Consider the following 23047-nt stretch of genomic DNA (forward strand, 5'->3'; position numbering starts at 1 on the left):
ATCGAGCGGCAATTCGTCGAAGTAGCCCGTGACTATGGACTCGGCGCCGGTGATCTTCGTATCCTCCTGGTCCTGGCCCGATCTGGCCCAGACTACGCGCTCCGCCCCACTGATCTCTTTCGCCAGCTCCTGATCACGTCGGGCGCGGTCAGCAAACAGGTCGATCGCCTAGTGGCACTGAGACTAGTCCGACGGGCGACGCATTCCTCGGATGTCCGTATCCAGATGGTCTGCCTCGAAGATCGAGGCCGCGAGATCGCCCGCGCAGTGATGCACACGATCACGACCTCATTCTGCGGTCTGGAAGGACTCAGCCGCACCCAGAATGCCAAGGTGGTGTCCGCCCTCGAACTTCTGCTGCGCACGGTCGAAACCGTTTTCGAGGAGGACGCCGGAGAGGGCTAATCACGACTGCACTACCGTGGATCAACCACATCCTCAAAGACGCCAGCGAGTGCTTGCTCGCCCTCGAGGAAACGGGACGGTTCGCTTCGGAGCTGCGCGTGCACACCACCGTATTCCGCAGCTTTGAGCATCTCAGGAGGCGGGAACTCGACAACGGATTTCCACTGATCGTGCTCGGAACCTCGCTCGTCGAAGACGCCACCCTCGCGTGGGATGAATTCGACGTAGTTCCATGATCGCCTCATTCGAACCGCTCTCATATTGTCGGCGACCAGCGACCACTGAATAGCATTCAGCGGCGAGGCGAACCGGAGGAGATCAGTGAAGCCTCCCGTTCCCTGGAGGGATGGGGAGCTGAATTGGTCAACGTTCAAACGTATACGTCAGCGGCGGCATCCGGGTGAGGCTCCGTGTTTCGCGTTCAACGCACCTACCTGAAGTGAAGGACGGAAATGACACACTCGGCTCCCGCTGTCATCACCGAATCAGGAGCCCTGGTCGGCGTGCAGTCGCACGGCGTTCACGCCTACCTTGGAGTTCCCTACGCCCACCCGCCGGTCGGTCCTTACCGCTTTCACCCACCCGCCGCGGTGGCACCGTGGACGGGGGTGCGGCAAGCCCGGCACAGCGGTGATGTCGCCCCGCAACCCGGCAGTGTCCGATCCAGACTGCTCCAGGGCGTAGTTGGTCGGCAGTCCGAAGACGTCCTGTGGATGAACATATGGGTTCCGAACGGAACCGAGGGTCCGGCGCCCGTACTTATGTGGATTCACGGTGGCGCCTTCATCAACGGTGCTGCGAGCGCTGTCTCGATCGACGGCACGCGTCTGGCACATGCGACCAAGGCGATCGTCGTAACCGTCAACTACCGACTGGGAGCTCTGGGATTCGCTCTCCACCCCGACTTGAATGCTGTAACCACCTCGCCTGGGCTTTTGGATTTGAGCGCCGCGTTGGACTGGCTACACCGAAACATCATCGCCTTCGGCGGCGACCCTGGCCGCATCACCCTCGGTGGAGAGTCCGCGGGCTCCATCAGTGCCGCAATCCTCGCTCAAGGTAGCTGCGTCAACCCACGCATCTCCGGACTGATGCTGTTCAGCGGATTCCTGCCGCCTCAGCCGAATGAAGACTCGGAGGCAGCCACCGCACTGCTGGCTGACATCCTCGGCATCCGGGTTGGTGACCTGACAAGCAGCCCAGCAGAACTTCTCGTGCAAGCCACCGCATCGTTGGCGCCACGACAGCGATTCTGGCCTACAGCCGACACCGGCGCCGTGCCGGCGGGACCAGGCAACCCGACCAACAGATCGCCGATCCCCGTGCTGGTCTCTGTCGCGGCCGACGAGGGATCATTCTTTCTCCTCGAGCACGAAGGGCCTCGCCCAACGCTCTCGGATTCCCAAGCTAAAGCGATCGTCGAACACCTCTATCCCGGCACGACCGACCAGTTAGTAGCCGAGTACTCGTTGGCTTCATCCGGGCCGGACCCGGTCACCGTTGCCATGCGCGCGTACCAGCGGAGCATCATCGATGTGCCTGCCAATACACTTGCGCGCAGGCTGCTCGACGGCGGTCACACCATCTTCCGGATTCGGCAATACACCCGCTCCCCGTTGTGGGGCGGTTGGCTCGGTGCCACGCACACACTCGAGATTCCGATTCTCTTCGGAACGTGGAACCACCCGCTGCTCCAGCGTCTCTACGATTCGGCGACGGCGGAGCCGGCATCGAAACACCTGCAAGCGCTGTGCGCGAGATTCTTACATCATGGTGACCTCGGTCGAGACCAACCGTCGTGGACCGGATCCGTCGATGAAATCGCGATAGGTGTCGCGTAAATCGGGAGAGCGACTGACGCTTGCACGACTGCTCGGGGCCGACGGTGGTCCATCCCCACACTCTCTTTGTCGAAATGTTGTTTTCACCGATTGATCGACCTGGTAAATACGCCGCTGCGGTGTTCGCCAACTTTTCTAGTGGTGCCTTCGGTTCTTACAGCTCGAGTATTTTCGAGTACAAACCGTCACGGGCCATTTTCGGGGAGTGTCGCCTGCCATGAGCATGGGACCGTCTTGACCTGATTTCTGCCACCCTCATGGGACCACTCGGATTGCCAGTCATGGGACCACCACCCGGCGCGTCGCGCCGAAGTCCCGTCGGATCGCTCGTTTGATCGTCGTGTCGGTATCCCCGGTCACGAAGGCGGACGGGCATGGCGTTTCGGGAGGTCAATGTGAACGAAGTCAAGGAAGTGCTCCGGATCTGGCTTGGGGTGACCGGGTCCCGGCCGCCGGGATTGCGCACGATTGCGGCGCACTGCGGGGTGGACCGCAAAACGGCCCGCCGATACATCGAGGCCGCCCAGGCAGCGGGGCTGCAGCGCGGCGACTGTGTCGACGCCCTCGACGGTGGGCTGATCGGCGCGGTGATCGAGGCGGTGCGCCCGGCCCGCCCGAGCGGACACGGCGCCGCCTGGGACCAGCTGTTGGGGTTCGAGGATCAGATTCGGGCGTGGGTCGCGGGCGACGGGCCGCATCCGCCGCTGACGATCACCAAGATCGAGACCCTGCTGGCCCGTCAGGGCTGTGTGGTGCCGTATCGGACGTTGCACCGATTCGCCACCGAGCGGTGCGGTTTCGGCCGCAAGGACACCACCGTCCGGATCGTCGACGGCGATCCGGGCAGCGAATGCCAGATCGACTTCGGCTACCTGGGCTATCTGACCGATCCGGAGACCGGTCGGCGCCGCAAGGTGCACGCGCTGATCTTCACCGCCGTGTACTCGCGGCACATGTTCGTGTGGGTGACGTACTCGCAGACCCTGGCGGCGGTGATCGCTGGCTGCGAGGCGGCGTGGACCTTCTTCGGCGGTGTGTTCAGGGTCCTGATTCCGGACAATCTGAAGGCGTTGGTGACCGACGCGGACGCGGTCAATCCGCGGCTGTCGCAGGGCTGGTTGGACTACTCCCAGCACACCGGGTTCGTGACGGACCCGGCCCGGATCCGATCGCCGAAGGACAAACCTCGGGTTGCATACTGCACCTCTTCGGGTCGGTTCGTGCGGAGTTGACGTTCTATCTGGTCAGGAGGGTTTCGGGCGGCGGCCGATCTTCGGGCGGTCGGGCGGTTCGTCGGTGTCGGGTGGGGTGTAGAGGTACTCGCCCTTGTCGTTATATCGCTGGCCACCGACAATCCCGGCCCGCCGCCAGGCCTTGATGGTGTCGTTGCAGACGCCGTGGGCGGCGGCGGTCTCGGCGAGGGTGAGCATGCCGGCTTCGCGGAGGCGTTGGCGGCGGCTCCGCAGCCGGTGGGCGCGGATGATGTGGTCGACGATCAGCCGGTGGAACGATTCGCCGGTGCTGCTGGTCAGGCCACGCCGGTTGAGGATGTCGGCGATCTCGCCGGAGGTGTGGTCGTCGAGCAGTTCGTCGACGGCCGCGACGATGTTGGCCGGGGTTTTGCGTTGCTCTCCAATGGGTTTGGGTGTCGGGAGGGTGAGTGTGGTGTGATCTCCGCCGGGGAAGCGGAGGTGTGCGGTGATGGTGTCGCTGGTGCGGGTGAGGGTGACGTCGGTGAGCAGCAGTCGGGCGATGCGCTTGCGTTCGCGCTGCGGGGTGTCCGGGTCTTTCCAGATTGCGGGCAGGTCGGTGACCAGTTGATTGATTCGGGCCTTCTGCGCGTCGGTCAGGTGCCCGGTGCCCTCGTGTCGGGCCTTCTCGTAGCTCTCCTGCGCCTGGTTCAGCGCGCGGAGGGCGGTGTTCCAGTCGGCCTCGAGGGTGTCGGCGACCAGCCGGTTGGCGGGGTCGACGGCCAGGTAGCGGCGGCGGGCCAGGTCGGCGAGGTAGTGGGCGCGTTCGACGTGCGCGGCGCGCAGCCGGTCGGCGTCGGCGGCCCGGCGGGTGAGCTCGGCCGAGACCTGCAGGGCCGCTTCGACGGTGAGCGGGGTGAGGGTGTCGATCAGCAGTTGCCCGATGGCCCGGTCGAGGTCCTGGCCGGGGATGGTGGCGCATACCGGACGGCCGTTCTCGATGCCGTCGCGTTGACACATGTAGGTCGGCACCTCGGTGCCGCGGCGGTGGTGGTAGCGGACGGTCATCTTCAGCCCGCATCGGCCGCAGACGATGATGCCCTGCAGCAGCGCCGGCCCTTCCCGCGGCGGCCCGCTGCGGCGCTCGAGCCCGTGTGCGGCCGAGTTAGCCTGCAGGCGTGCGAGGTTGGCGTCGTATTGGTCGAGGGTGATGTATCCGGGGTGGGCGCCGGGGATGAAGGAGACCCACTGCTCGCGGGGCAGTTGCGCGGTGACGGTTTTGCCGCCCGGCAGCGTGCGCTGGCTGTGCCGTCCGTAGGTGAAGGCGCCGGCGTAGCGGGGGTTGTGCAGCACCCGCAGCACGGCGTGGTGCGCCAGCGGTTTCCAGTCGACCTCGCCCTTGTGGGGGCCTTTGAGGTGCCGCCAGGGGAACAGCAGCCCGGCGGTGCGGAACGCCTTGACGCACGCGGTCGCCGATCCGGTGGCCTCGAAGGTGGTGAACAGGTGCGCCAGGGCGCCGCGGACCGCGGTGTCGGGGTCGAGGATGACGTGGTGGGCGGCGTCGTAGATCAGGCCGACCGGCAGCGGCATGATCAGCTCGCCGCGGCGGGCCTTGGACAGTTGCCCGCCTCGCAGCCGGGCCTTGATGAAATGCAGTTCGGCTTCCGACATTTGGCCTTTCATGCCGAGCAGGAGTCGGTCGTTGAAGGTGCGGGGATCGTAGAGGCCGTCCTCGTCGCAGATCAGGGTGCCGGTCATCGCGCAGAGTTCGAGCAGTTGGTGCCAGTCGGCGCTGTTGCGGGCCAGGCGGGAGCATTCGAGACCGAGGACGATTCCGGCCCGGCCGAGGGAGACGTCGGCGACCAGTTGCCCGAAGCCTTCGCGGTCGGCGGCCGAGGCGCCGGACTGGCCCTGGTCGATGTCGATGACGGTGATCTGGTCGGCGGCCCAGCCGAGCGCGATGGCCTTGCCGCGCAGGTCGTATTGGCGGATCGCGGACTCGGTGTTGTGCAGAACCTGTTTGAGGCTGGACTGGCGGACGTAGAGCAGCGCCCGGCGCTGCAGGTGAGCGGCGGTCACCTTGGATGGGCCGGTGGTGTCGGTGAACATCGGTGGGCTTCTCCTCGCGGCGGTAGGGACGGGGGCGGCGGATCGGGGCCGGCGCCGGCGAGCGCGACGGCGGCCAGGACGTCGATCAGTTCGGCGGTCAGTGCGCCCGACAGCTCGGCCGGACCGCCCGGCGCCCGGCCGGGGCCGCGGGCCGGGGTGCGGTCGCAGGTCAGCCGGGTCAGGGCCCGCCGCCAGGCGGTGATGCCCCTGCCGACCAGCACGCCGAGCCCGAGCGGGAACGCGCGAGCGCGTTCGTGCAGGGCGGCGTGACGGAGCTGTTCGTACCGGGTGTCGAGCGGGCCTGTGTCCCGGTCGGCGTCCGAGGACTGCGGGTCCTCCCTCCGCTCGAAGGCGGGTGAGTCAGCGGCTTTTGGAATGCTCCCGGACGCGGACCACCGCTCGCTCGATGGAGCGGGGGTGCACGCGCACACCGAACCGCTGCTCGATCGGCTCGACCAGGGCGGCCGGTTTCATTGCGGGATCGTCGGCGAGCTGCTGCTCGGCCCAGGCCAGGATCTCGCCGGTGAGCTTGTGCCCGGCGCGGGGGCCGGGCTTGGCGGCGACCAGCCCGTCCAGTCCGCCCTCGGCCAGCGCGGCGGCCGCCTGGTAGTAGGTCTGCCGGGAGTACCCGAATGCCGCCGCGGCCGCGGTCACCGATTGGCCGTCCACCAGGACGGCTCGCACCATCTCGTACTTGACCTGCACCGCGTCCCGGGCGTCGAAGAACTCCTCGGTCGCAAACTCCGGGTCGGCCACCCGTTCCGGGTGCGGGTTCAGGCTGCGGGCCTCGCGCAGCGCCGCCGTCTTGGGGTCCTCGGGTGTTGCGCGCCGGGTCATGTCGCCTCCTGAACCATGCGATCGTCAATATAATTATGACGCCACTGAACTGCAGAATCCTCGCGACACACCGACTACAATCCATTATCTGCTGCAGCACGTACATATTTGCAATTGGGGACTCGTGTTCGCGTCCGGATCGAAAAGTCGGTAGTGGCATAATCCTCCTGACGTTCACGGCGTAATCCGCCTGACTTCTTCGTCACCGTCGCGCTGCGCCCGGAGCCGGTCGATCAGATCCGCCACCGCCAGCAGCCCGTCGGTGGTGAACGCGCAACGCCCGTCGGCGACGACCACGAACGGGTCGACCGGGGCGATATCGGTCCACCCGGCCGGCAGGGAGAACAGCTCTCCGTTCTCGTCGTGCAGGTGGACCCGGTCCTCGCCCCAGTTCTGCCGGTGCGCAACGAACTCGAAGTCCCGGCCGAACAGTGGATGGAACCGGTGTGTCACCCGCACACGTCGGTACCGATCGTCGAGATTGGGTGTAGTCGACGACGTGGGACAAGACTCACATTGAAAGACTGCTGGGCAGCGTGGACACGCTGTGGATGCAGAAGCAGCCCGGCTACGTCGGTAACAGCCCGGCCCATCGGGGCGAGATCTCCCACGACGGACTGCTGACGCTGCGGGAGTTGGCGGACTCGTTCGAGCAGTGGTGGGTGCGGGTGGGGCAGAACCGCCCCCACGACGGGCTGCGGGACCGGGACATACCTTCGCGGAAGTTCACGCCGAACCAGATGTATGCCGTCATGTTCGACGCCGGCGCGGGAATTCCGGTGCCGATCGACGAGCACACCTACATAGCCCTGATGCCCTTACACCGCAGGGTGTTGCAGCCCGGTGCCGGGTTCAAGATCAACAATCTGGTCTACCGGTCCGACGACCTCCAGCCACTGATGACGATGCGGCCCGGCACGAAGGACGGGAAGTGGGAAGTCCGCTGCGAAACGAGGTGGCCAGGGTTATTTGCGTGCACAATTTTTGGCGAGCGTCCGCATCCTTCTGGCATTCTTGACAGAAGCCGATATTTCTTCCGTATAACTGGTTTCAGTGCAGATCGGCTGCCTTCGGTTGCAGAGATCGCCAATGTCGGCCGTCGCAGCCGGATACTCATCTGCACACTTGTTCTGCGTGTAAGGGCATCGGGGTCGAACGAGTGGACTAACACCGCCCCACCCCACACCGTGGCGTGGGGTGCGGCGAGCAGTAGAGGGCGAGCGGTAGAGACAGTCCGGAGGTGTTCAGCCTTGGATGTTGGCGTCCGAGGCGGCCCACTCTGCCTCGCGTAGTTCGTTCTTGCGGATCTTCCCAGTCGATGTTCTGGGAAGACTTTCGACGAATTCGACGGAGCGCGGCGCCTTGTACGAGGCGATCCGCGTTTTGACGTGACTGATAATCGTGGTCTCGTTCACATCGGCCCCGCTGTGAGTGATGACGAACGCTTTGGGTCGTTCACCCCACTTGCTGTCCGGTGTTCCCACGACAGCCGCATCCTGTACGGCCGGGTGGGAGAGGATTGCTTGTTCGACTTCGATGGTCGAGATGTTCTCGCCACCGGATATCACCACGTCCTTGGCGCGGTCGAGCAGCTGCACGTACCCGTCCGGGTGCATCACTCCGAGATCCCCGGAGTGAAACCATCCACCAGTGGTGGCTGTTTGGGTGCCCTCGTCGTCGTTGTAGTAGCCCTTCATCACCGTGTTGCCCCGCATCACGATCTCGCCCATCTCTGCACCGTCCGGGGTAACGTCGACCAACTCTCCGGTCGAGGACAGCGCGGGTCGAACGACCCTCAATCGTTGGGCGGTGAGCATGCCGACGCCTTGGCGCGCCATCAGTGTTGCCTGTGAGTCCGGGGCGAGGGTCTTCCATTCGTTTTTCGGCTCGCAGACCGAGTACGGCCCGTAGGTTTCGGTCAGCCCGTAGCTGTGCACGACTTCTGCGCCCAGAGCTCGGATCCGGGCGATGATCGTCGGGGAAGGTGGTGCGCCTCCGTTACTGATGGTCAGCGGTGCCGCGAGCGGGTGTGCCTGATCGGCGTCGGCGAACAAGGTCAACACGATGGGGGCGCCGCTCAGATGAGTGATTGCGTGTCGGTCGATGAGCGACCACATGGTGTCTGCACGTACGGTCCGGTAGCAGATGTGGGTGCCGAGTGCGGCAGTCACTGCCCAGGTGTTGCACCATCCGTTGCAGTGGAACATCGGGAGCGTCCACAGATATGCGGTGTCGAGGTCGAAGCCCGAATGATGACTTCCGCCGAGTGAACTGAGGTAGGCGCCTCGGTGGGTGTACATCACTCCTTTCGGTCGTCCAGTGGTACCGGATGTGTAATTGATTGCTAGCGTGCGGGTTTCGTCGTCGACGTCCCACGGTAGGTCCTCTCCGTCTGCCCGAGCCAGCGTCGAGGCGTAGCTGATCAATTCGTTGCTTGACCCGTACTGGCCGGTGACATCCGGGAGTTCGACCCAACTATCGACTGTCGGGAACGTCAGACCCGAGGTGATCACGGGTTGGAGGAGGTCGAGATCCCCCAGGACGATGCGAGCACCACAATGTTCCAGAATGTACTGAATCTCACTGGCGGACAATCGTGTGTTGACGGCGACGAGCACACCCCGCGCCAAAGGTACGGCGTAGTGAGCGATGAGCAGTTCTGCCGAGTTGGTTGCGACGTAGGCGACGCGCTCGCCGTTCGACACACCCTGTGCTCGCAGCGTTTTTGGCAAGCGTCTGCACTGCGGCCGCGAACTCCTCGTACGTCCATTCGCGGTCACCGTCGACGATGGCAGTTTTGTTCGGCATGACCTCGGCGGCGCGTTCGAGGAATCGAAGCGGAGTCAAGGGAACATCGAGCCCGGGCACAGTTCCTCCAAGCAATGTCAGAGCGCTGTCTTAAGCGCTGTTGTCTACGACTGATGGGATGGGTTGACCGACGGTCGGGGCCCTCCAAACGGATCCCAAAGAAGCGCAAATCGAGGATGTCATTGGCGTTAAGGCCATTCCACATTTCGTCCCGTTCACTGATTTCGTCCGCAAGTTCTCTAGACCGTCAGCTGAATGGCCAGTTCACGTAACGAATCGCTGCTGGTTTACGGGATGGGTGAGGAACCGCGCCGGCGGTACGGGTATGCGTTCACCAAACTGTGTATCTCGGCTTCGGAACAGGCCGACTCAGGGATGACCTGCCACAATCGCTCGAGGAACCGGTGCCGCGTCATCCCGAACTGCATAAGAATCTCCTCCTCGGAAGCGCCTCCGTACGGCGCCCACGTGGTAGCGAACCCAATAAGGCGCTCCGCCTCGATGTCAGGATGGGTGCGCTTGCGGTTTGCTTCGACCCAACCGGCGCGGCGCCGTTGGCGCCATCGGGGAGAGTTCACGGGATTTTCACCTCTGATCGTACTGAGGAAGCCCTCGGAAGTATGGGGCGGGGAACGCCAGGCGTCCTCACCCTGACTGTCAAGTTACTTATTGCACGCCGCACCAGCATCGTCCCAACCAACGGGCTGAATGTCGATGAGCTGGCTAAGTGCTTGCCATACGGCAGACGAGTCAACAGCACCGGCCAGGGGTCGCCGGTACTCGACCAAGATGGAAATTGCTTCCCGAGACAACCGCCCTGTCGCGGTCGTCCGCCGCCGCGCGCTGCGCATCGATCCATGGCAGCAGCGCGTCGAGGTCCTCGGCGGTTGCCCGGCGTGAGGTTTCGGCCAGCAGTGACGGCTCGATTGCCTGCCGCAACACCCACACCTCACGCACGTCTTCGATCCGCAGCTGCCGGATGAAGTAACCCCGCCGCGGCATGACCAGCACCCATCCCTCGCTGATCAACCGCCTCAAGGCCTCCCGGATCGGCGTCTTCGACACACCGAAGCGCGTGGCCAACTCGTGTTCCAGCAGAAGCGACTCGGGCGGGAGCCGGCCCTTGAGGATGTCGTCCTTGATGGCGCAGTAGGTCGATTCGGTCCGCCGCCTGAGCGTTGGTGACCGAATCGACCTTGGCGTAGACGGTGCGCCATGGCGATTCGCGACGCGGTGCAGGGGCTCGGCATCGAGGTGCGCGCCGGCGAGTGCGAGGTCCGCGGCGACGACATCGGTGGGATCGCCGTGCACATCGGGCGCGTGTCCCGCTCGCCGGCCCGAATGATGTGCTGCTGTCCAGCACGCTTCGCGTCCTCGTGATCGGGTCCGGACTCGATCACGAGGACGCGGCGCTCACCAGCTCAAGGGCGTGCCTGGCAAGGGCACCTCTTCGCCGTTGTTTCTCCGTAAGCCTCGAGAAAAACTTACTGACTAGGCGCTGATCCAGTTGCCATGGAAGGCACTGTCACGTTAATATAAAAGTAAAGCGCCGCAGTTGGTTTGGGGCAGGCTGTTACGGGGACACTGCCGGGCCGTTCACTCTCAGGCGGCGGAATCGATCGCGGTGACTTCCTGCCAGACCGCGAAGCGATCGGTCATCTCGGCACGCCATTCGGGCGCCGAGAGTCTGTGCCTACGGGGCCGGAAATGCGGTGAAATACCCGAGAAAGCGGACAGGAATCGTTGCGCGTGCCCGGGCGATTTGAAGCGCTTCATCGCATGTTCCCGCTGCCTTGTAGGTTGATGCGAGTTCTCGGCTCGATTGTTCAAATACTTCGACCGGCGACGCTCCACCGAGGCCAGGACCTCGCGGTGCGCCACCTTGTAGCTGGCGAGCTTGTCGGTGATGATCACCCGCGGCACGTATCGCAGACCCTTGAGCAACTTGCGGAAGAACCGATTGGCCGCCACCGCGTTTCGGCGGGACTGGACCAGCACGTCGAGCACGTTGCCGTCCTGGTCGACCGCGCGCCACAGGTAGTGCTGGGTGCCGTTGATGCGGATGAAGACCTCGTCGAGGTGCCACTTCCAACCGGGCCGTGCCCGCCGTCGGCGCAGCTGGTTGGCGTAGGCCTGCCCGAACTTGGCGCACCACCGCCGGATCGTCTCGTAGCTGACCACGACACCTCGTTCGAGCATCATCTCCTCGACCTCACGAAAGCTGAGCGGGAACCGGAAGTACAACCACACGCAGTGGTTGATGATCTCGACCGGGTAGCGGTGGCCTTTGTACGACGGCATTGGGGTGGTCACGCCACATTCTCCCAGCTCCCAGCTCCCAGCTCCCAGCTTGCCGCGTTCAGCAACGTGACAGCGCCGTCCCGTGAAGGACCACGACGGCGTGTACCCGTTCGCCCCAGTTGGGGTCGGGGACACCAATTACCGCGCAGGCCGCAACGGCGGGATGTTGGGCGAGCGCATTTTCAACTTCGGCCGAGTACACATTTTCTCCGCCGGATACGATCATGTCTTTGAGGCGGTCCACGATGTAAGGTAACCATTGTCGTCCATATAGCCACCATCGCCTGTGTGCATCCAACCGCCGCGCAGTGCGGCGGCTGTATCATCCGGGCGGTTCCAGTAGCCGAGCATGACATGGGGCCCGCGGGCTACGACCTCACCCACCGTTCCGAGCGGTACTTCGGTGTCATCCACATCGACAATTTTGATCTCCGCGATGGGAATCGCACGACCGGCTGACTTGAGCAGCGTTGGATCCTGATGATCGTTGCAGGAGAGGATTGTCGTCGTCGGGGCCAGTTCGGTCATCCCGTACGCCTGCAAGAGCCGTGTGTCCGGTAAGAGTTGCATCGTACGTTCCAGCAGTGCAGGCGATATCGGTGAGGAGCCATAGAGTAGGTGACGTAGGCTGGTAAGATCGTACTTCTTGGCGACTGGTGAGTCGACGAACATCTGGATCATTGTCGGTGCAAGGAAGATATCTGTAATTCGATGCTTCTCGACAGCGGCCGCCACGGCCTCCGGATTGAATCCGGGCAAGATCACATGGGTGCCACCTACGAGGTTGCGGGCAATCCACCCGGAGCCGTCGGCGAGGTGGAACATCGGAGCACTGTGCAAAAGGCGGCCATGCGGCTCCATGAACTCCCCTGTCGCCGCCGCGCCCAATGCCGCTGACATCAGGTTTGCGTGACTGAGCATGACTCCCTTCGGGACTCCTGTTGTACCGCCGGTGTAATAGATGGCAGCCAGCGAGTCGCCGCCACGCTGTGCGTCTTCGACAGGCTCATGAGTCTTGATGAGTTCCTCGAAACTGTGCACACCGTCTGGGCTGATGGAGTCGCCGGCGTGGACGAAGGATTTGACCGTCGGGGCGAGTTCGCGAAGTTCGTCCACCAGGTGGAGGAAGGTGTCGTCGACAACGAGAAGTACCGTGCCGGCGTCTGTAAGTGAGAACGCGATCTCGGGAGCGGCCCAGCGGGTGTTGACGGGAACTGCGACGCAGTCAGCCCAGGGAACGGCGAGCATGAAATCGTGGTAGTCGTCGCAGTTTTGCGACAAGATCGCGACCCGGTCTCCGCTCGTCACACCGAGAGCGCGGAATGAGCCGGCCAGACGCGCGACCCGATCGCGGCACTCGGTCCAGGTCCGAGTCCGCAAGCCGCACACTGTTGCAGGCAAGTCAGGAGTTTGTTGCACAGCTCGATGAAGGGCCTGCGTCAGATACATACCTGTCCTCTCGATCGGAGCGCACGTCCGTAACTTGTGCACCAGGTCGGCACCTCACCGCCGAAACACTTGCCTGAACGGCTGACGGTTGGCCCCACTCCGATGAAAAGTGAACGAGTGCAACTCGAATATCTTCCGTAAATATTCCGATGACGTCTGTCATCGAGGTGCAATGTTAGTCGACATTATGCCACGGTGAAGGGTGGCGTCTGGCAGGAAGTGGTACCGGGTTCGACGGAAGGCGGATCGTGCCAACTGAAAGGGCGGGCCGTTCGAGCCTGTGAGAAACCCAGATCGACGGGTTGGTGGCACCCTCGCTCCGGCGGCCGTCCCGGCGGAACCAGGGGGATCTCATCACCGCTGGACAGCACTGCGCAGCGTTGCATGGTGCCTCTCATGGCGCCGGAGAACATCGCCAACGTGAACTCGTTGAAAGCCAATTGTCATGTGGTTGAACGACGCGGGCTATGGGTGGGATTGACGGATCTGGCGGCGCATACGGTTGGCGCAGACCTCCCTCAGTTGTGCAATCTCATCGGAAGACAGATGTTCAGCGGCCGGTGTACTCAACAGCTGTCTCAGTCGCCAGAAGTATTGATGAGGGCTGAGTCCGAAGTTGACAAAGATGTCCTCATCGTATCCCCCTCCCCAATGTCTCCATTTCATCGCAAAATTCAGCACGTCGGTTGCGGGTCGATGAGCGGAAGCGGCATTGTGTCTGTGCCGGTCGTTGGAGGATGCGATAGTTCGAGCGTAACCGTGAGCGGGAGACGGGCGGGGTTCTGCGAGGCTGGGGAGTGTGTCGTTGTTGCTAGGGGCGACTGAAGCCGCGTGGGAGCGCCGTAAGTTCTTGCTGCTCATGACGGGTCCTTTCGAGAGGCGCCGCACGCTGTCTCTTGGGGTAGATCGCTAGTGTCGTACGCCATAAATTCGTGCTTTAACTTGATATCCTGAGGCATGCCTCGAACCGGACGCCCGAAGGCGGAGTTGATGTTGACCGATAACGAACGCGAACAACTCGTTCGATGGTCGCGGCGAGCGAAAACCCCACAATCGTTGGCACTGAGGTCGCGGATCGTGTTGGCCTGCGCGGAGCCGGGGATGACAAACAAGCAAGTCGCGGCAGACCTAGGGATATCCGCCAACACGGTCAACAAATGGCGCGGGCGCTTCGTCGACCGACGCCTCGACGGCTTGGTCGACGAACCTCGACCGGGTCGTCCGCCCTCGATCTTGCTGGACCGGGTCGAAGACGTGGTTACCGCGACACTGGAAACCTCCCCGGCCAATGCGACGCACTGGTCGCGTACCTCGATGGCCAAACGCACCGGCCTGTCACCGTCGACGATCGGCCGGATCTGGCGCAAGTTTGAACTCAAACCGCATCTGACCGACGGTTTCAAGCTTTCCACGGATCCGCAGTTCGTGGACAAGGTCGTCGATGTTGTTGGTCTCTACCATAATCCGCCCGAGCGTGCCGTCGTCCTGTGTGTGGACGAGAAGAGTCAGATGCAGGCATTGAACCGTTCCCAGCCGGTGCTGCCGATGATGCCCGGCATGCCGGAACGGCGCAGTCATGACTACGTCCGCAGCGGCGTCACCAGCCTGTTCGCGGCGTTCAACATCGCCGACGGCACGGTGATCTCCGAGCTTCATCGACGTCACCGGGCCGTGGAGTTCAAGAAGTTTCTCACCGCGATCGACAAGGCCGTCCCCGAGGAGTTGGACGTGCATCTTGTCTGCGACAACCTGGCCACCCACAAGACGCCGGCGGTGGGCGACTGGTTGGCCAAGCACCCACGTTTTCACGTCCACTTCACCCCGACCGGGTCCTCGTGGATCAATCAGGTCGAGCGATGGTTCGCATTCCTGACCGATCAGCTGCTCCGCCGTGGTGTACACAAAAGCGTTGCGGCACTGGAGAAAGACGTTCGCAACTGGGTCAAGACCTGGAACGACGACCCGAAGCCGTTCGTCTGGCACAAGACCGCCGAGGAGATCCTCGATTCCCTCGCTAAATATATCTCACGAATTTCTGACGCGGGACACTAGTACGGCGTGGGGTAAGTAGCTTGACTGGTCAGGCTTGTGGGGCGACGGGAAGATCCGGTCACGCTCTGTGACGCTCTTTCGGGATCTCGAGCCAGGGCGCGACTGCGGACAGCGCATAGATGACCTCAGGGGAGGTGGTGCCGTGCCGCAGTCGGGCCACATGGCGCGTCGCAGCACTTCGGAGCCGATGGTTGAATTCCGTGAACTCGATCGAGAAAGCGGTTGCGATGTTATCCGGACCGGGTCCTCCCAGTGGCTCCCAGAGGAGCGCAAAGTCCAGAATGTCATTGTCGTTGTGAGCGTTCCACATTTCTTTCCTGCCGAAGTGTGCGGTTCTTTCGTTTACAGGTCTTGGGATCTGTTGAATTGCCAGTACTGCCATAGTGCTCGGTCACCGATTGGGTGACGATTTGCTCGTATTCCGTTGTTGCGGATAGACGCTCGCTAGGCGAAGTATCTCGTCTTCGGTGCATTTCGATTCTGCGATGGCCTGCCACAGCCGGTCGATGAACCGGTGTGTTGTCAGTCCGAAGTGCACCAGGATGTCCTCCTCGGAAGCGCCTCCGAATGGCGCCCATGTGCGAGCGAACGCGATGAGGTGCTCGGCCTCGGTGCAACGACGGTTGCCTTTGCGGTTCGCTTCGATCAAGGCGGCACGACGTCTCCGACGTAATAGGCGATACTCGCGAGAGTCCATAGAAATTCACGCTTCTAATAGGAAATGAGGAACCACGCCGAAGGCGACTGTGCAATGTCTTTCGGCCGGGGAGTACATCCCGATGAATCCCAGTGCGCGAGCCTTGGCGGAGACCTGTCGGGGCACGATGTCGTCGGCGCCCCACGAGTCGGTGTAGGCGACAACATCCGCCGGGGAAGACGGCGCAACGAGTCCCGGAAGGCCTCGTGCTCGGGTTCGAAAAGCTTGCGCTTCACAGCTCACGTCCATCGTTTATGCCGGCAAGTCGACAGCGCCCCGCAGACAATCCGCTTGGCGATGTCGCGCGACTGAAGAAGTTAACAATAACTATCTCATTCAGCGCCGTCAATGCTTCGTTCAGCTGGATAGATGCCCGTAAAGGTTATTAGGCACTATGATATCGATAACACGTTTGGGGGTGGCGGCTCCGCCAGCGCTCAGGCGAGTATCTGATCCTCGAGTTGGCTGACCGGAACGCCGAACGGCCCTCCCTGTAACCCGACCGCGTGACCTGAGTGGCGGCGCCCGCCCCTCCTAGGGTGAGGCTTCACGCTGTTTCGCGGTTGGCGGAGTCAATTCAGCACTGTGGTCTGGATGCCTGTCGGCATGCCACTAATAATATGGGGGACTAACTTTGATGGCAATGAGGCTATCTCAACATCACTTTGACGACCCAACGTGTAAGAGTTATCGTTCACTCTGGATACTGAGTCCGATCCCCGGAGAGTGTTCTGGCGAGGGATCGCGGACAAGTACGTGCCTCTAGTGCTGCTCCTACGGTGAGGAATTGAGATGACATCAGCAGTCGAGACGGTCAAGGGGCCGGTTGCGATCGAGTCGCTCGGCGTCACGTTGCCCCACGAGCACATCTTCCTCAGGGAGCCCGAGGTCGAGGCGAACTACCCCAACTCGCACTGGGACGAGGCTGCGAAGATCGACCAGGCGGTCGCCGCGCTGGACCAGGTAAAGGCAATGGGCGTCGACACATTGGTCGATCTCACGGTTCTCGGGCTCGGCCGTGACATCTCGCTCGTGCAGAAGGTCGCGGCGCGAACTGACATCAACATCTGTGTGGCGACGGGCAGCTACACGTTCAACCAGTTGCCGACCCACTTCGAGCTCAGAGGTCCCGGACGTCTTGTCGACATGCCGCGTGACCCCTTGGAGACCTGCTTCATCAACGACATCACCGTCGGTATCGCGGGAACTGGCGTGAAGGCCGCGATGATCAAGGTCGCGACCGACTCCTACGGCATCACGCCCGACGTCGCGCGGGTGCTGCGCGCGGCAGCAGTGGCGCATCGCGAGACCGGGGTAACCATCACCACGCACACGCACGCCGAGGACTTCACCGGACGGGACCAGCAGGCCTTTCTCAAGGCGGAAGGCGTACCTCTGGATCGAGTCGTCATCGGCCACAGTGGCGACTCAACCGACGTTAACTACCTGCGTGAACTGATGGACAACGGCTCTACCATCGGCCTGGACCGTTTCGGTGCCGAGATCCTGATGAGTGACGAGGCGCGCATCGAGGTGCTGCTCCGGTTGATCGAGTTGGGGTACTCCGATCGGTTGACGTTGTCACACGACGCTTTCATCTACAGTGCCAACCTCCCGGACGAGTTCGTGGCAGAAAAGCTGCCCAAGTGGAAGTTCACCCACCTCTTCACCCATATCGTTCCAGCTCTGTACGAGCGTGGTGTGAGCGAAGAGACCATCCGGGTGATGACGGTCGACAATCCGGCGCGGATGCTGCGCCGCGTGCAGCACGGCGGTGCCTTCGGCCTAAACTAACGGGGGTCGTGGTCGGTGGCCTGCTGTTTGCGGCCGGGTAAGTGTCGAGTAAATCATTGCGAATTACCCACGGATAGAACAGAAACAAGCTCGGTTCGTGGCAGATCCGCGGAGATACCGTGCTTTTCGTGTCTTACATCGGGAGGGCCGGACCCGCTGGGGGCAGGGCGTAGTGGTGGACGCCGTCGATCGTCGATCGTCCGATTGCCCCACGGGCGGCGAGCACGTCGAGGTGGGCCATGGTCTCGAGCACGGCAAGCCCGCTGTCCATCTTCCCGAGCTCGTCCAGGTGTAGATCGTGACGAGTCCAGGAGATCTGGGCCGCGACCTCGCGGGCGGTTGTACCACTCGCGCGTACGACGCGTAGGCACAAAGCAAGCCGGGAGTCGTGGTGATGGATCAGTTCGTCGATGCGTGCGTGTGATCGGTGCCCGACGCCTCCGTGTGCGGGCAGCAACTCCAGGTCGGGCAGGGCTCGCACGTCCGCCAGGGAGTGGAGGTAGTCGCCGAGCGGAAGCTGCGCCGGCACACCCTCGTAGCCGATCGACGGAGTGATCGTGGGAAGGACGTGGTCACCCGCGAAGAGGATGCCCGCGGCGTGGTCGGCGAAGACGAAGTGACCTCGGGTGTGCCCCGGAGTCGGGATGGCATCCAATGTCCGGTTGCCGACGACGATCTGGCGTCGACCCTCCAGCCACTCGTCGGGAAGTTCCCATTCCATCAGGTCATCTCGTGCTCCGGTCTCACGGTCGCTCCACGCGAGCGCGAGATCGTCCGCTCCGGCCTCACGTAGCTGACGTGCCTGAGTGCCGCGAGGGGGCTTCCCCCGGGCGACGAGAGACAGTGAGGCTCTCTCGCCGACGCCGAGGACGATGCGCGCTCGACGGAACTCCCGACGGAGCGCCACGGCCTGCGTGTAGTGGTCACGATGCGAGTGGGTGACGAGGAACGTCATGATGTCCCGAGGATGGTGTCCGATTGCTCGGAGCGACTCCTCCAGGCAGTCGCGCGCCGCGGTGATAGCCCATCCGCCGTCGATGAGGACGAGCCCGTCGTCGCTCTCGAGCACGTAGACGTTGACCGCGACGAGCGCGTCCGACGGAAGCGGGAGCGGGATCCGATGGACGCCGGGCGCGACCTGGTATGCCCCGGGTTCGGCCCAGTCGGGCAGCGGCCTTTTGGTCTGCGTCCGATCAGTGCTGTTCCTGCTCACTGCGCGTGGAGGCTCCAGCGTCCGGTGAATGAGGGCTGCTTTCTGGAGAGGAATGCCTCGAACGCGATGCGCGAGTCGTCAGTTGCCAGATTCGCGGTCTGGGCTCGACCTTCGTCGGCGAGCGACGCGCCCAGGGTCTGTGTCACGCTCTCGTTGAGCAGTCGCTTGGACTGGGAGAGAGCGCCGGGGGAGGACGCACTCAGCTGCTGGGCGAGCTTGGCGACGAGGGATCCGACTTGTCCCTTCTCCGCCACGAACGTCACCAGCCCGAGTCGCTCAGCCTCCGCTGCGCTGAGCACCTCGGCGAGCAGTACCAGTCGCTTCGCGAGTTGGAGGCCGACGATCTGCGGCAGCAGCCAGGAGCCTCCACAATCAGGCGACAGCCCGCGCTTGGTGAAGACCTGGGAGAACCGAGCGTCCGTCGAGGCGACTACCAGGTCGCAGCACAGTGCGAGGTTCCAGCCTGCACCGAACGCTGCTCCCGAGACCTCCGCGATGGTGGGGATGGGGAGCTCATGGAGGAGCCGGGGCACCTCGTGGATACGATCGAAGTAGCGCAGGGGGTGGTCGTCGTCTGCCAGACCTTCGCTGAGGTCTCCGCCGGCGCAGAAGTCGTCACCAGCGCCGCGCAGTACGAGCACGCGTACGGTGGGGTCGCGCTTCACGGCCGTCAGGAGCGCTACGAGCGCCTCGTAGATCTCGGTGTTGAGGGCGTTCTTCTTGTCCGGACGGTTGAGGGTCACGGTGAGTACGCCGCCCGAGGTCTCGGTGAGGATCACGGGGTCGTTCGTCGGCACGTGCTGAGCTCCTTCGTCGGGCCGACGCGGCCAGATGCGCGTGGCTGAGGCAACCCTCGACCGGCTGTCGTCGGGACAGCGCCAAGGAAGAATTAATATTTGACATTAACTTCTGGCTGCAACGCCGTCAATAGATGCAGGCAGAATGGGAGAAAGGTTCGGGCCATGGTGTGAACTGGGCGATAACATTCGCGCAGCGGGGGCACATCGGGGAGCGCGTGGGATGGCTCGTGCGCCGATCGACGTCGTTTCTGGTATCCCCTGGAGCCGGCGGAGCTTCCTGGGCCGCCTACGCCCAACATTGAACGTATTCAACATTAACAAAACTGTGCTATCTCCCTGTAATTGCACATCTTGCCTCGCATCTAATGCAGAGTTAACCTTCACGATAGGCTCCGGTGACGAACCGGGCCCCGTACGGAAGGAGCATCACGACGTGTACGCAGCCGAAGTGGCCTCACGCACGCCCGATCGCGTGGCCCTGATCATGAACGACACTGGCGAACAACGGACCTACCGAGAGTTCGAGGATGCTGCGAACCAAGTGGCGCACCTGCTCCGCAGCTACGGACTCGAGCCGGCCGACCGGGTCGCGGTCTTCATGACCAACTCGCTCCAGATGCTCGAGGTCGAGGGCGGCGCTGAGCGGACCGGTCTGTACTACACCCTCGTCAACTCGCACCTCACGTCCGCCGAGGCCTCGTGGATCATCAACGACTGCCGGGCTCGTGTCGTCTTCACGACATCGACGATCGCCGAGGCGGCTCACCAGCTGCCCGCCTTGTGTCCCGGCGTCGAGCATTGGGTCATGGTCGACGCGGACGCAGCGCCGTTCGTAGACTATGCAGAGGAGATCGGGTCGCAGCCCGTGTCCCACGTGCCGGACGAGCGACTCGGTCTGCCCATGCACTACTCGTCCGGGACGACCGGCCGGCCGAAGGGGATCCTCCGGCCGATGCCCGTCGCAGACCCGCGCGAGCCGATTCCGCTGATGAAGCAGGCCGAGAGCGTCTACTCCATGCGGGACGGCATGGTATTCCTCCAACCGGCGCCGCTCTATCACGGCGGGCCGCACAGTCACCTGACCGCGTCGCTGCGCATGGGTGGCACGGCCATCGTGATGGAGAAGTTCGACGCGGAGACGTTCCTCGCCACGGTCGAAAAGTACGGCGTCACCAACACGGCAGTGGTGCCGACGATGTTCTCCCGCCTACTCCAGCTCCCGGACGATGTCCGTGCCAAGTACGACGTGTCTTCCCTCGAAGCCGTCGTCCACGGCGCCGCACCGTGCCCGCCCGGGGTCAAGCACCAGATGATCGACTGGTTCGGTCCCATTCTCATCGAGAACTACGGCACCACCGAGGCCATCGGCGCCACCAACGTTGACAGCCACGAGTGGCTCCAGAGGCCGGGCACCGTGGGACGCCCCATCTTCGGCGAGCTGCTCATCCTCGACGGTGAGGGCAACGAGGTGCCCGCCCGCACGATCGGACAGATCTGGTGGCGTGGATCGACGAACTTCGAGTACATGAACGATGCCGAGAAGACGAGGTCCACGCGACGCGACGGCGGCCGGACCAGCACCTGCGGCGACATCGGCTACGTCGATGAAGACGGCTATCTCTTCGTCACCGACCGCATCGCGTTCACGATCATCAGCGGCGGGGTGAACATCTACCCCAAGGAGATTGAGGACGTGCTGGTGATGCACCCCGCGGTCGGCGACGTCGCGGTGATCGGTGTGCCCAACGACGACTTCGGTGAAGAAGTCAAGGCTGTGATCCAGGTCCGTCCCGGTGTCACGCCCGGCCCGGAATTGGAGCGCGCTCTGATCGCTTTCTGTCGAGAGCAGCTGGCGGGCTTCAAATGCCCCAAGTCCGTTGACTTCCTGGAGGATCTTCCTCGACTGGCATCGGGGAAGATGGCGAAGGGCAAGCTGCGCGCCCTCTACACGAGCGAGCCCTCATCGACGTCGAAGGGCTGACGCCGGAAACCTGTAGCGGCAACTCGAGGAGCGCCGTGCCCGGCCACGATGGTGGGCGGACCGGGTCCGCTGTGTATGAGGGGGCGTCGGCGCGTCCGAGCGGGCCCCATGGCGGGCGTGTTGTAGCGAGGGCACCGGCGTCGAACCGTACGCGCATCGCCCTCATGCTTTCCCTCGCCATCGCTTCGTACTCGCTGCCCCAGGCGATGGTGATCCCGATGCTGTCCGACATCCGGATCGAACTGGGCACCGACCCGGCCACGACCTCCTGGGTGGTCACGGCGTTCCTGCTCTCGTCGTGCGTCGCGACACCGATCGGCGGACGGTTGGGCGACGCCTGGGGCAAGCGCCGCATCCTGGTCCTGTCCCAGGTCGCACTCGGAGTGGGTGCCCTTCTCGCCGCGGTCGCACCCAACATCGAGGTGCTGCTGCTCGCTCGGGTGATCCAGGGCTTGGGATCGGGCACTCTTCCGCTGGCCTTCGGCATCGTGCGGGACGAATGGCCCGACGATCGGGTGCCAAGCGTCGTCAGCATGCTGTCCGCCCTGGTCGCCGTCGGCGGCGGAGCTGCGATTGTGGTGTCCGGTCCGGTAATCGACGAGTTCGGCTACCGATCGCTGTTTGTCGGGGCGAGCGCCGTGGCGCTCCTCGTCGCGATCTGTGTACGCCTGGCACTCCGGGAGTCAACCGATCGCGACGGAGGCACGATCCCCGTCGTCGCCGCCGTGATCTTCAGTGGCTGGACGGTCGCCCTACTGTTGCCGGTGAGCCAGGTCGGCAGCTGGGGCTGGACCTCACCGCGATTCGTCTCCACGCTGACTGTTGCCGTCGCGCTCCTGGTTGTATGGGTCCTGGTCGAACGGCGCTCCCGGGTGCCGTTGGTCGACGTGACGATGATGCGCCTCAGAGGCGTGTGGTCCGCCAACCTCGTCGCCTTCTGGGTCGGCTTCTCCCTGTATGCGTTCCTGGCCCTCGTACCCCAGCTCGTCCAGACACCGTCCGCGCACGGCTACGGCTTCACTGCTTCGGCGACAGAGGCAGGCCTGATCGTGCTGCCGTCGGCCGTGACCTCCTTCCTGTCGGGCATCGCTGCTGGAAGCATGCACCGCACGTTCGGGTTTCGCGTGACCACGGCAGTGGGCTGCTTGACGACCGCCGCCGGCATCGTGATGGCGATCGTCCTCCATGACGATCTGGTCGGCCTGGGCTTGGCGACCGCGGTATTCGGTGCCGGCAGTGGTCTCACCTTCGCGAGCCTGGCCAGTGCCACCGTGCGCGCCGTTCCGAGCTCCCAGACAGGCGTGGCGGCCGGGCTCAACGCGAACCTCCGGACAGTTGGCGGCGCCTTCGGTCTGGCGGTGTCCTCGACAGTGGTCGTATCGGGTTCTGGTGCGCCGGGCGTGGCCGGCGAAGGTGGCTATGTCGCGGGATTCGGTGTCCTCGCCATGGGCGCCGTGGTCGCGGCGCTCTCCTGTGTCTTCATCCCGGCGCACCTGCGTCGTCGGCGGGCGGACGCGGTCGCCTCTCGCAGCTGAGAAGCGAGGCTCGGTCGGGCGCTCGACCTGGTCCT

The 23047-nt window shown here is 63.7% G+C and carries 20 protein-coding genes and 4 pseudogenes; 11 read left to right on the forward strand and 13 right to left on the reverse strand.

Annotation, left to right across the window (positions count from 1 at the left end; translation table 11 throughout):
• The 5 genes and pseudogenes from I1A62_RS47055 to I1A62_RS04135 all read left to right on the forward strand — a co-directional run.
• Nucleotides 1–201: pseudogene (locus I1A62_RS47055) on the forward strand (MarR family transcriptional regulator); the annotation flags it as partial.
• A 24-nt stretch (nucleotides 202–225) separates the two neighbouring features.
• Nucleotides 226–405, forward strand: a complete 180-nt coding sequence (locus I1A62_RS45890; RefSeq protein WP_257890426.1) for a hypothetical protein — start codon at nucleotides 226–228, stop codon at nucleotides 403–405.
• A 98-nt stretch (nucleotides 406–503) separates the two neighbouring features.
• Complete coding sequence (locus tag I1A62_RS04125; protein WP_219454303.1) at nucleotides 504–641, forward strand: hypothetical protein; 138 nt, start codon at nucleotides 504–506, stop codon at nucleotides 639–641.
• Nucleotides 642–857: 216 nt separating this feature from the next.
• Complete coding sequence (locus tag I1A62_RS04130) at nucleotides 858–2246, forward strand: carboxylesterase family protein (protein ID WP_219454305.1); 1389 nt, start codon at nucleotides 858–860, stop codon at nucleotides 2244–2246.
• 374 nt (nucleotides 2247–2620) lie between these two features.
• Nucleotides 2621–3439, forward strand: a pseudogene (locus I1A62_RS04135) (IS21 family transposase); the annotation flags it as partial.
• Nucleotides 3440–3490: 51 nt separating this feature from the next.
• Here the strand turns inward: I1A62_RS04135 and I1A62_RS04140 are convergent.
• From I1A62_RS04140 to I1A62_RS04155, 4 genes are all read right to left on the reverse strand, one after another.
• Nucleotides 3491–5545 (reverse strand): recombinase family protein, encoded by a 2055-nt coding sequence (locus I1A62_RS04140; RefSeq protein ID WP_219454307.1) that lies wholly within the window; start codon nucleotides 5543–5545, stop codon nucleotides 3491–3493.
• On the reverse strand, nucleotides 5512–5976 hold the full coding sequence (locus I1A62_RS45895) for a hypothetical protein (protein WP_257890537.1): 465 nt from the start codon (nucleotides 5974–5976) through the stop codon (nucleotides 5512–5514). Before I1A62_RS45895 ends, I1A62_RS04140 begins: the two co-directional genes overlap by 34 nt.
• A complete protein-coding gene (locus I1A62_RS04150) occupies nucleotides 5906–6382 on the reverse strand; it encodes a helix-turn-helix domain-containing protein (RefSeq protein ID WP_219454310.1) in 477 nt (158 codons plus the stop codon). The genes I1A62_RS45895 and I1A62_RS04150 overlap by 71 nt, the downstream gene beginning before the upstream one ends.
• Nucleotides 6383–6556: 174 nt before the next feature.
• Nucleotides 6557–6835, reverse strand: a complete 279-nt coding sequence (locus I1A62_RS04155) for a DUF5372 family protein (RefSeq protein ID WP_082764443.1) — start codon at nucleotides 6833–6835, stop codon at nucleotides 6557–6559.
• A gap of 83 nt (nucleotides 6836–6918) precedes the next feature.
• Here I1A62_RS04155 and I1A62_RS04160 point away from each other — a divergent pair, with 83 nt between their 5' ends.
• Nucleotides 6919–7674: a hypothetical protein gene (locus I1A62_RS04160; RefSeq protein WP_219454312.1), complete on the forward strand. Its 756-nt coding sequence runs from the start codon at nucleotides 6919–6921 to the stop codon at nucleotides 7672–7674.
• Here I1A62_RS04160 and I1A62_RS04165 read toward each other — a convergent pair.
• Both I1A62_RS04165 and I1A62_RS04170 read right to left on the reverse strand, forming a co-directional pair.
• A pseudogene (locus I1A62_RS04165) lies at nucleotides 7627–9190 on the reverse strand (AMP-binding protein). The gene I1A62_RS04160 and the pseudogene I1A62_RS04165 sit on opposite strands and share 48 nt — an antisense overlap.
• Nucleotides 9191–9940: 750 nt before the next feature.
• Entirely contained in the window at nucleotides 9941–10501 is a 561-nt protein-coding gene (locus tag I1A62_RS04170) for a GntR family transcriptional regulator (protein WP_219454314.1), read from the reverse strand.
• Here I1A62_RS04170 and I1A62_RS45905 point away from each other — a divergent pair.
• A pseudogene (locus I1A62_RS45905) lies at nucleotides 10397–10660 on the forward strand (hydrolase); the annotation flags it as partial. The gene I1A62_RS04170 and the pseudogene I1A62_RS45905 overlap by 105 nt on opposite strands.
• 132 nt (nucleotides 10661–10792) lie before the next feature.
• Here I1A62_RS45905 and I1A62_RS04175 read toward each other — a convergent pair.
• The 4 genes from I1A62_RS04175 to I1A62_RS04185 all read right to left on the reverse strand — a co-directional run bounded on the left by I1A62_RS04175 (nucleotide 10793) and on the right by I1A62_RS04185 (nucleotide 13801).
• Nucleotides 10793–11491 (reverse strand): IS6 family transposase, encoded by a 699-nt coding sequence (locus I1A62_RS04175; RefSeq protein WP_219455077.1) that lies wholly within the window; start codon nucleotides 11489–11491, stop codon nucleotides 10793–10795.
• 58 nt (nucleotides 11492–11549) lie between these two features.
• The gene (locus tag I1A62_RS45910) at nucleotides 11550–11717 is read right to left on the reverse strand and encodes a hypothetical protein (protein ID WP_257890524.1); all 168 of its coding nucleotides are present in this window, start codon (nucleotides 11715–11717) and stop codon (nucleotides 11550–11552) included.
• Nucleotides 11714–12940 (reverse strand): AMP-binding protein, encoded by a 1227-nt coding sequence (locus tag I1A62_RS04180; protein WP_257890428.1) that lies wholly within the window; start codon nucleotides 12938–12940, stop codon nucleotides 11714–11716. The genes I1A62_RS45910 and I1A62_RS04180 overlap by 4 nt, the downstream gene beginning before the upstream one ends.
• 465 nt (nucleotides 12941–13405) lie before the next feature.
• A complete protein-coding gene (locus I1A62_RS04185) occupies nucleotides 13406–13801 on the reverse strand; it encodes a DUF3263 domain-containing protein (protein ID WP_219454316.1) in 396 nt (131 codons plus the stop codon).
• Nucleotides 13802–13897: 96 nt separating this feature from the next.
• Between I1A62_RS04185 and I1A62_RS04190 the strand changes: the two genes are divergently transcribed.
• Nucleotides 13898–14992 carry an IS630 family transposase gene (locus I1A62_RS04190; protein ID WP_219454317.1) on the forward strand — a complete coding sequence of 365 codons (1095 nt, stop codon included), beginning with the start codon at nucleotides 13898–13900 and terminating at the stop codon, nucleotides 14990–14992.
• A gap of 58 nt (nucleotides 14993–15050) precedes the next feature.
• On the opposite strand, the gene I1A62_RS04195 is transcribed toward I1A62_RS04190, so the two are convergent.
• Nucleotides 15051–15374, reverse strand: a complete 324-nt coding sequence (locus I1A62_RS04195) for a hypothetical protein (protein WP_219454319.1) — start codon at nucleotides 15372–15374, stop codon at nucleotides 15051–15053.
• A gap of 1107 nt (nucleotides 15375–16481) precedes the next feature.
• Here I1A62_RS04195 and I1A62_RS04200 point away from each other — a divergent pair.
• The gene (locus I1A62_RS04200) at nucleotides 16482–17483 is read left to right on the forward strand and encodes a phosphotriesterase (RefSeq protein WP_219454321.1); all 1002 of its coding nucleotides are present in this window, start codon (nucleotides 16482–16484) and stop codon (nucleotides 17481–17483) included.
• Between the two features lie 133 nt (nucleotides 17484–17616).
• On the opposite strand, the gene I1A62_RS04205 is transcribed toward I1A62_RS04200, so the two are convergent.
• Both I1A62_RS04205 and I1A62_RS04210 read right to left on the reverse strand, forming a co-directional pair.
• A complete protein-coding gene (locus I1A62_RS04205; RefSeq protein ID WP_257890430.1) occupies nucleotides 17617–18696 on the reverse strand; it encodes an MBL fold metallo-hydrolase in 1080 nt (359 codons plus the stop codon).
• Entirely contained in the window at nucleotides 18693–19493 is an 801-nt protein-coding gene (locus I1A62_RS04210; protein WP_257890431.1) for an enoyl-CoA hydratase/isomerase family protein, read from the reverse strand. The genes I1A62_RS04205 and I1A62_RS04210 overlap by 4 nt, the downstream gene beginning before the upstream one ends.
• Nucleotides 19494–19929: 436 nt before the next feature.
• Between I1A62_RS04210 and I1A62_RS04215 the strand changes: the two genes are divergently transcribed.
• Both I1A62_RS04215 and I1A62_RS04220 read left to right on the forward strand, forming a co-directional pair.
• Complete coding sequence (locus I1A62_RS04215) at nucleotides 19930–21477, forward strand: AMP-binding protein (RefSeq protein ID WP_257890432.1); 1548 nt, start codon at nucleotides 19930–19932, stop codon at nucleotides 21475–21477.
• 164 nt (nucleotides 21478–21641) lie between these two features.
• The gene (locus I1A62_RS04220; protein ID WP_219454325.1) at nucleotides 21642–23012 is read left to right on the forward strand and encodes an MFS transporter; all 1371 of its coding nucleotides are present in this window, start codon (nucleotides 21642–21644) and stop codon (nucleotides 23010–23012) included.
• Nucleotides 23013–23047 lie beyond the last annotated feature (35 nt).

This window comes from Rhodococcus sp. USK10, assembly GCF_019378875.1.
Lineage (GTDB): Bacteria > Actinomycetota > Actinomycetes > Mycobacteriales > Mycobacteriaceae > Rhodococcus_F > Rhodococcus_F pseudokoreensis.

Excerpts from the sequence above, each read along its gene's own strand:
- I1A62_RS45910 (WP_257890524.1), bottom strand. The coding sequence starts at position 11,717 with ATGATCGTATCCGGCGGAGAAAATGTGTACTCGGCCGAAGTTGAAAAT.
- I1A62_RS04180 (WP_257890428.1), bottom strand. The coding sequence starts at position 12,940 with ATGTATCTGACGCAGGCCCTTCATCGAGCTGTGCAACAAACTCCTGAC.
- I1A62_RS45890 (WP_257890426.1), top strand. The coding sequence starts at position 226 with ATGGTCTGCCTCGAAGATCGAGGCCGCGAGATCGCCCGCGCAGTGATG.
- I1A62_RS04190 (WP_219454317.1), top strand. The coding sequence starts at position 13,898 with ATGCCTCGAACCGGACGCCCGAAGGCGGAGTTGATGTTGACCGATAAC.
- I1A62_RS04130 (WP_219454305.1), top strand. The coding sequence starts at position 858 with ATGACACACTCGGCTCCCGCTGTCATCACCGAATCAGGAGCCCTGGTC.
- I1A62_RS04175 (WP_219455077.1), bottom strand. The coding sequence starts at position 11,491 with ATGCCGTCGTACAAAGGCCACCGCTACCCGGTCGAGATCATCAACCAC.
- I1A62_RS04200 (WP_219454321.1), top strand. The coding sequence starts at position 16,482 with ATGACATCAGCAGTCGAGACGGTCAAGGGGCCGGTTGCGATCGAGTCG.
- I1A62_RS04220 (WP_219454325.1), top strand. The coding sequence starts at position 21,642 with ATGCTTTCCCTCGCCATCGCTTCGTACTCGCTGCCCCAGGCGATGGTG.
- I1A62_RS04185 (WP_219454316.1), bottom strand. The coding sequence starts at position 13,801 with ATGAGCAGCAAGAACTTACGGCGCTCCCACGCGGCTTCAGTCGCCCCT.
- I1A62_RS04150 (WP_219454310.1), bottom strand. The coding sequence starts at position 6,382 with ATGACCCGGCGCGCAACACCCGAGGACCCCAAGACGGCGGCGCTGCGC.
- I1A62_RS04140 (WP_219454307.1), bottom strand. The coding sequence starts at position 5,545 with ATGTTCACCGACACCACCGGCCCATCCAAGGTGACCGCCGCTCACCTG.
- I1A62_RS04195 (WP_219454319.1), bottom strand. The coding sequence starts at position 15,374 with ATGGCAGTACTGGCAATTCAACAGATCCCAAGACCTGTAAACGAAAGA.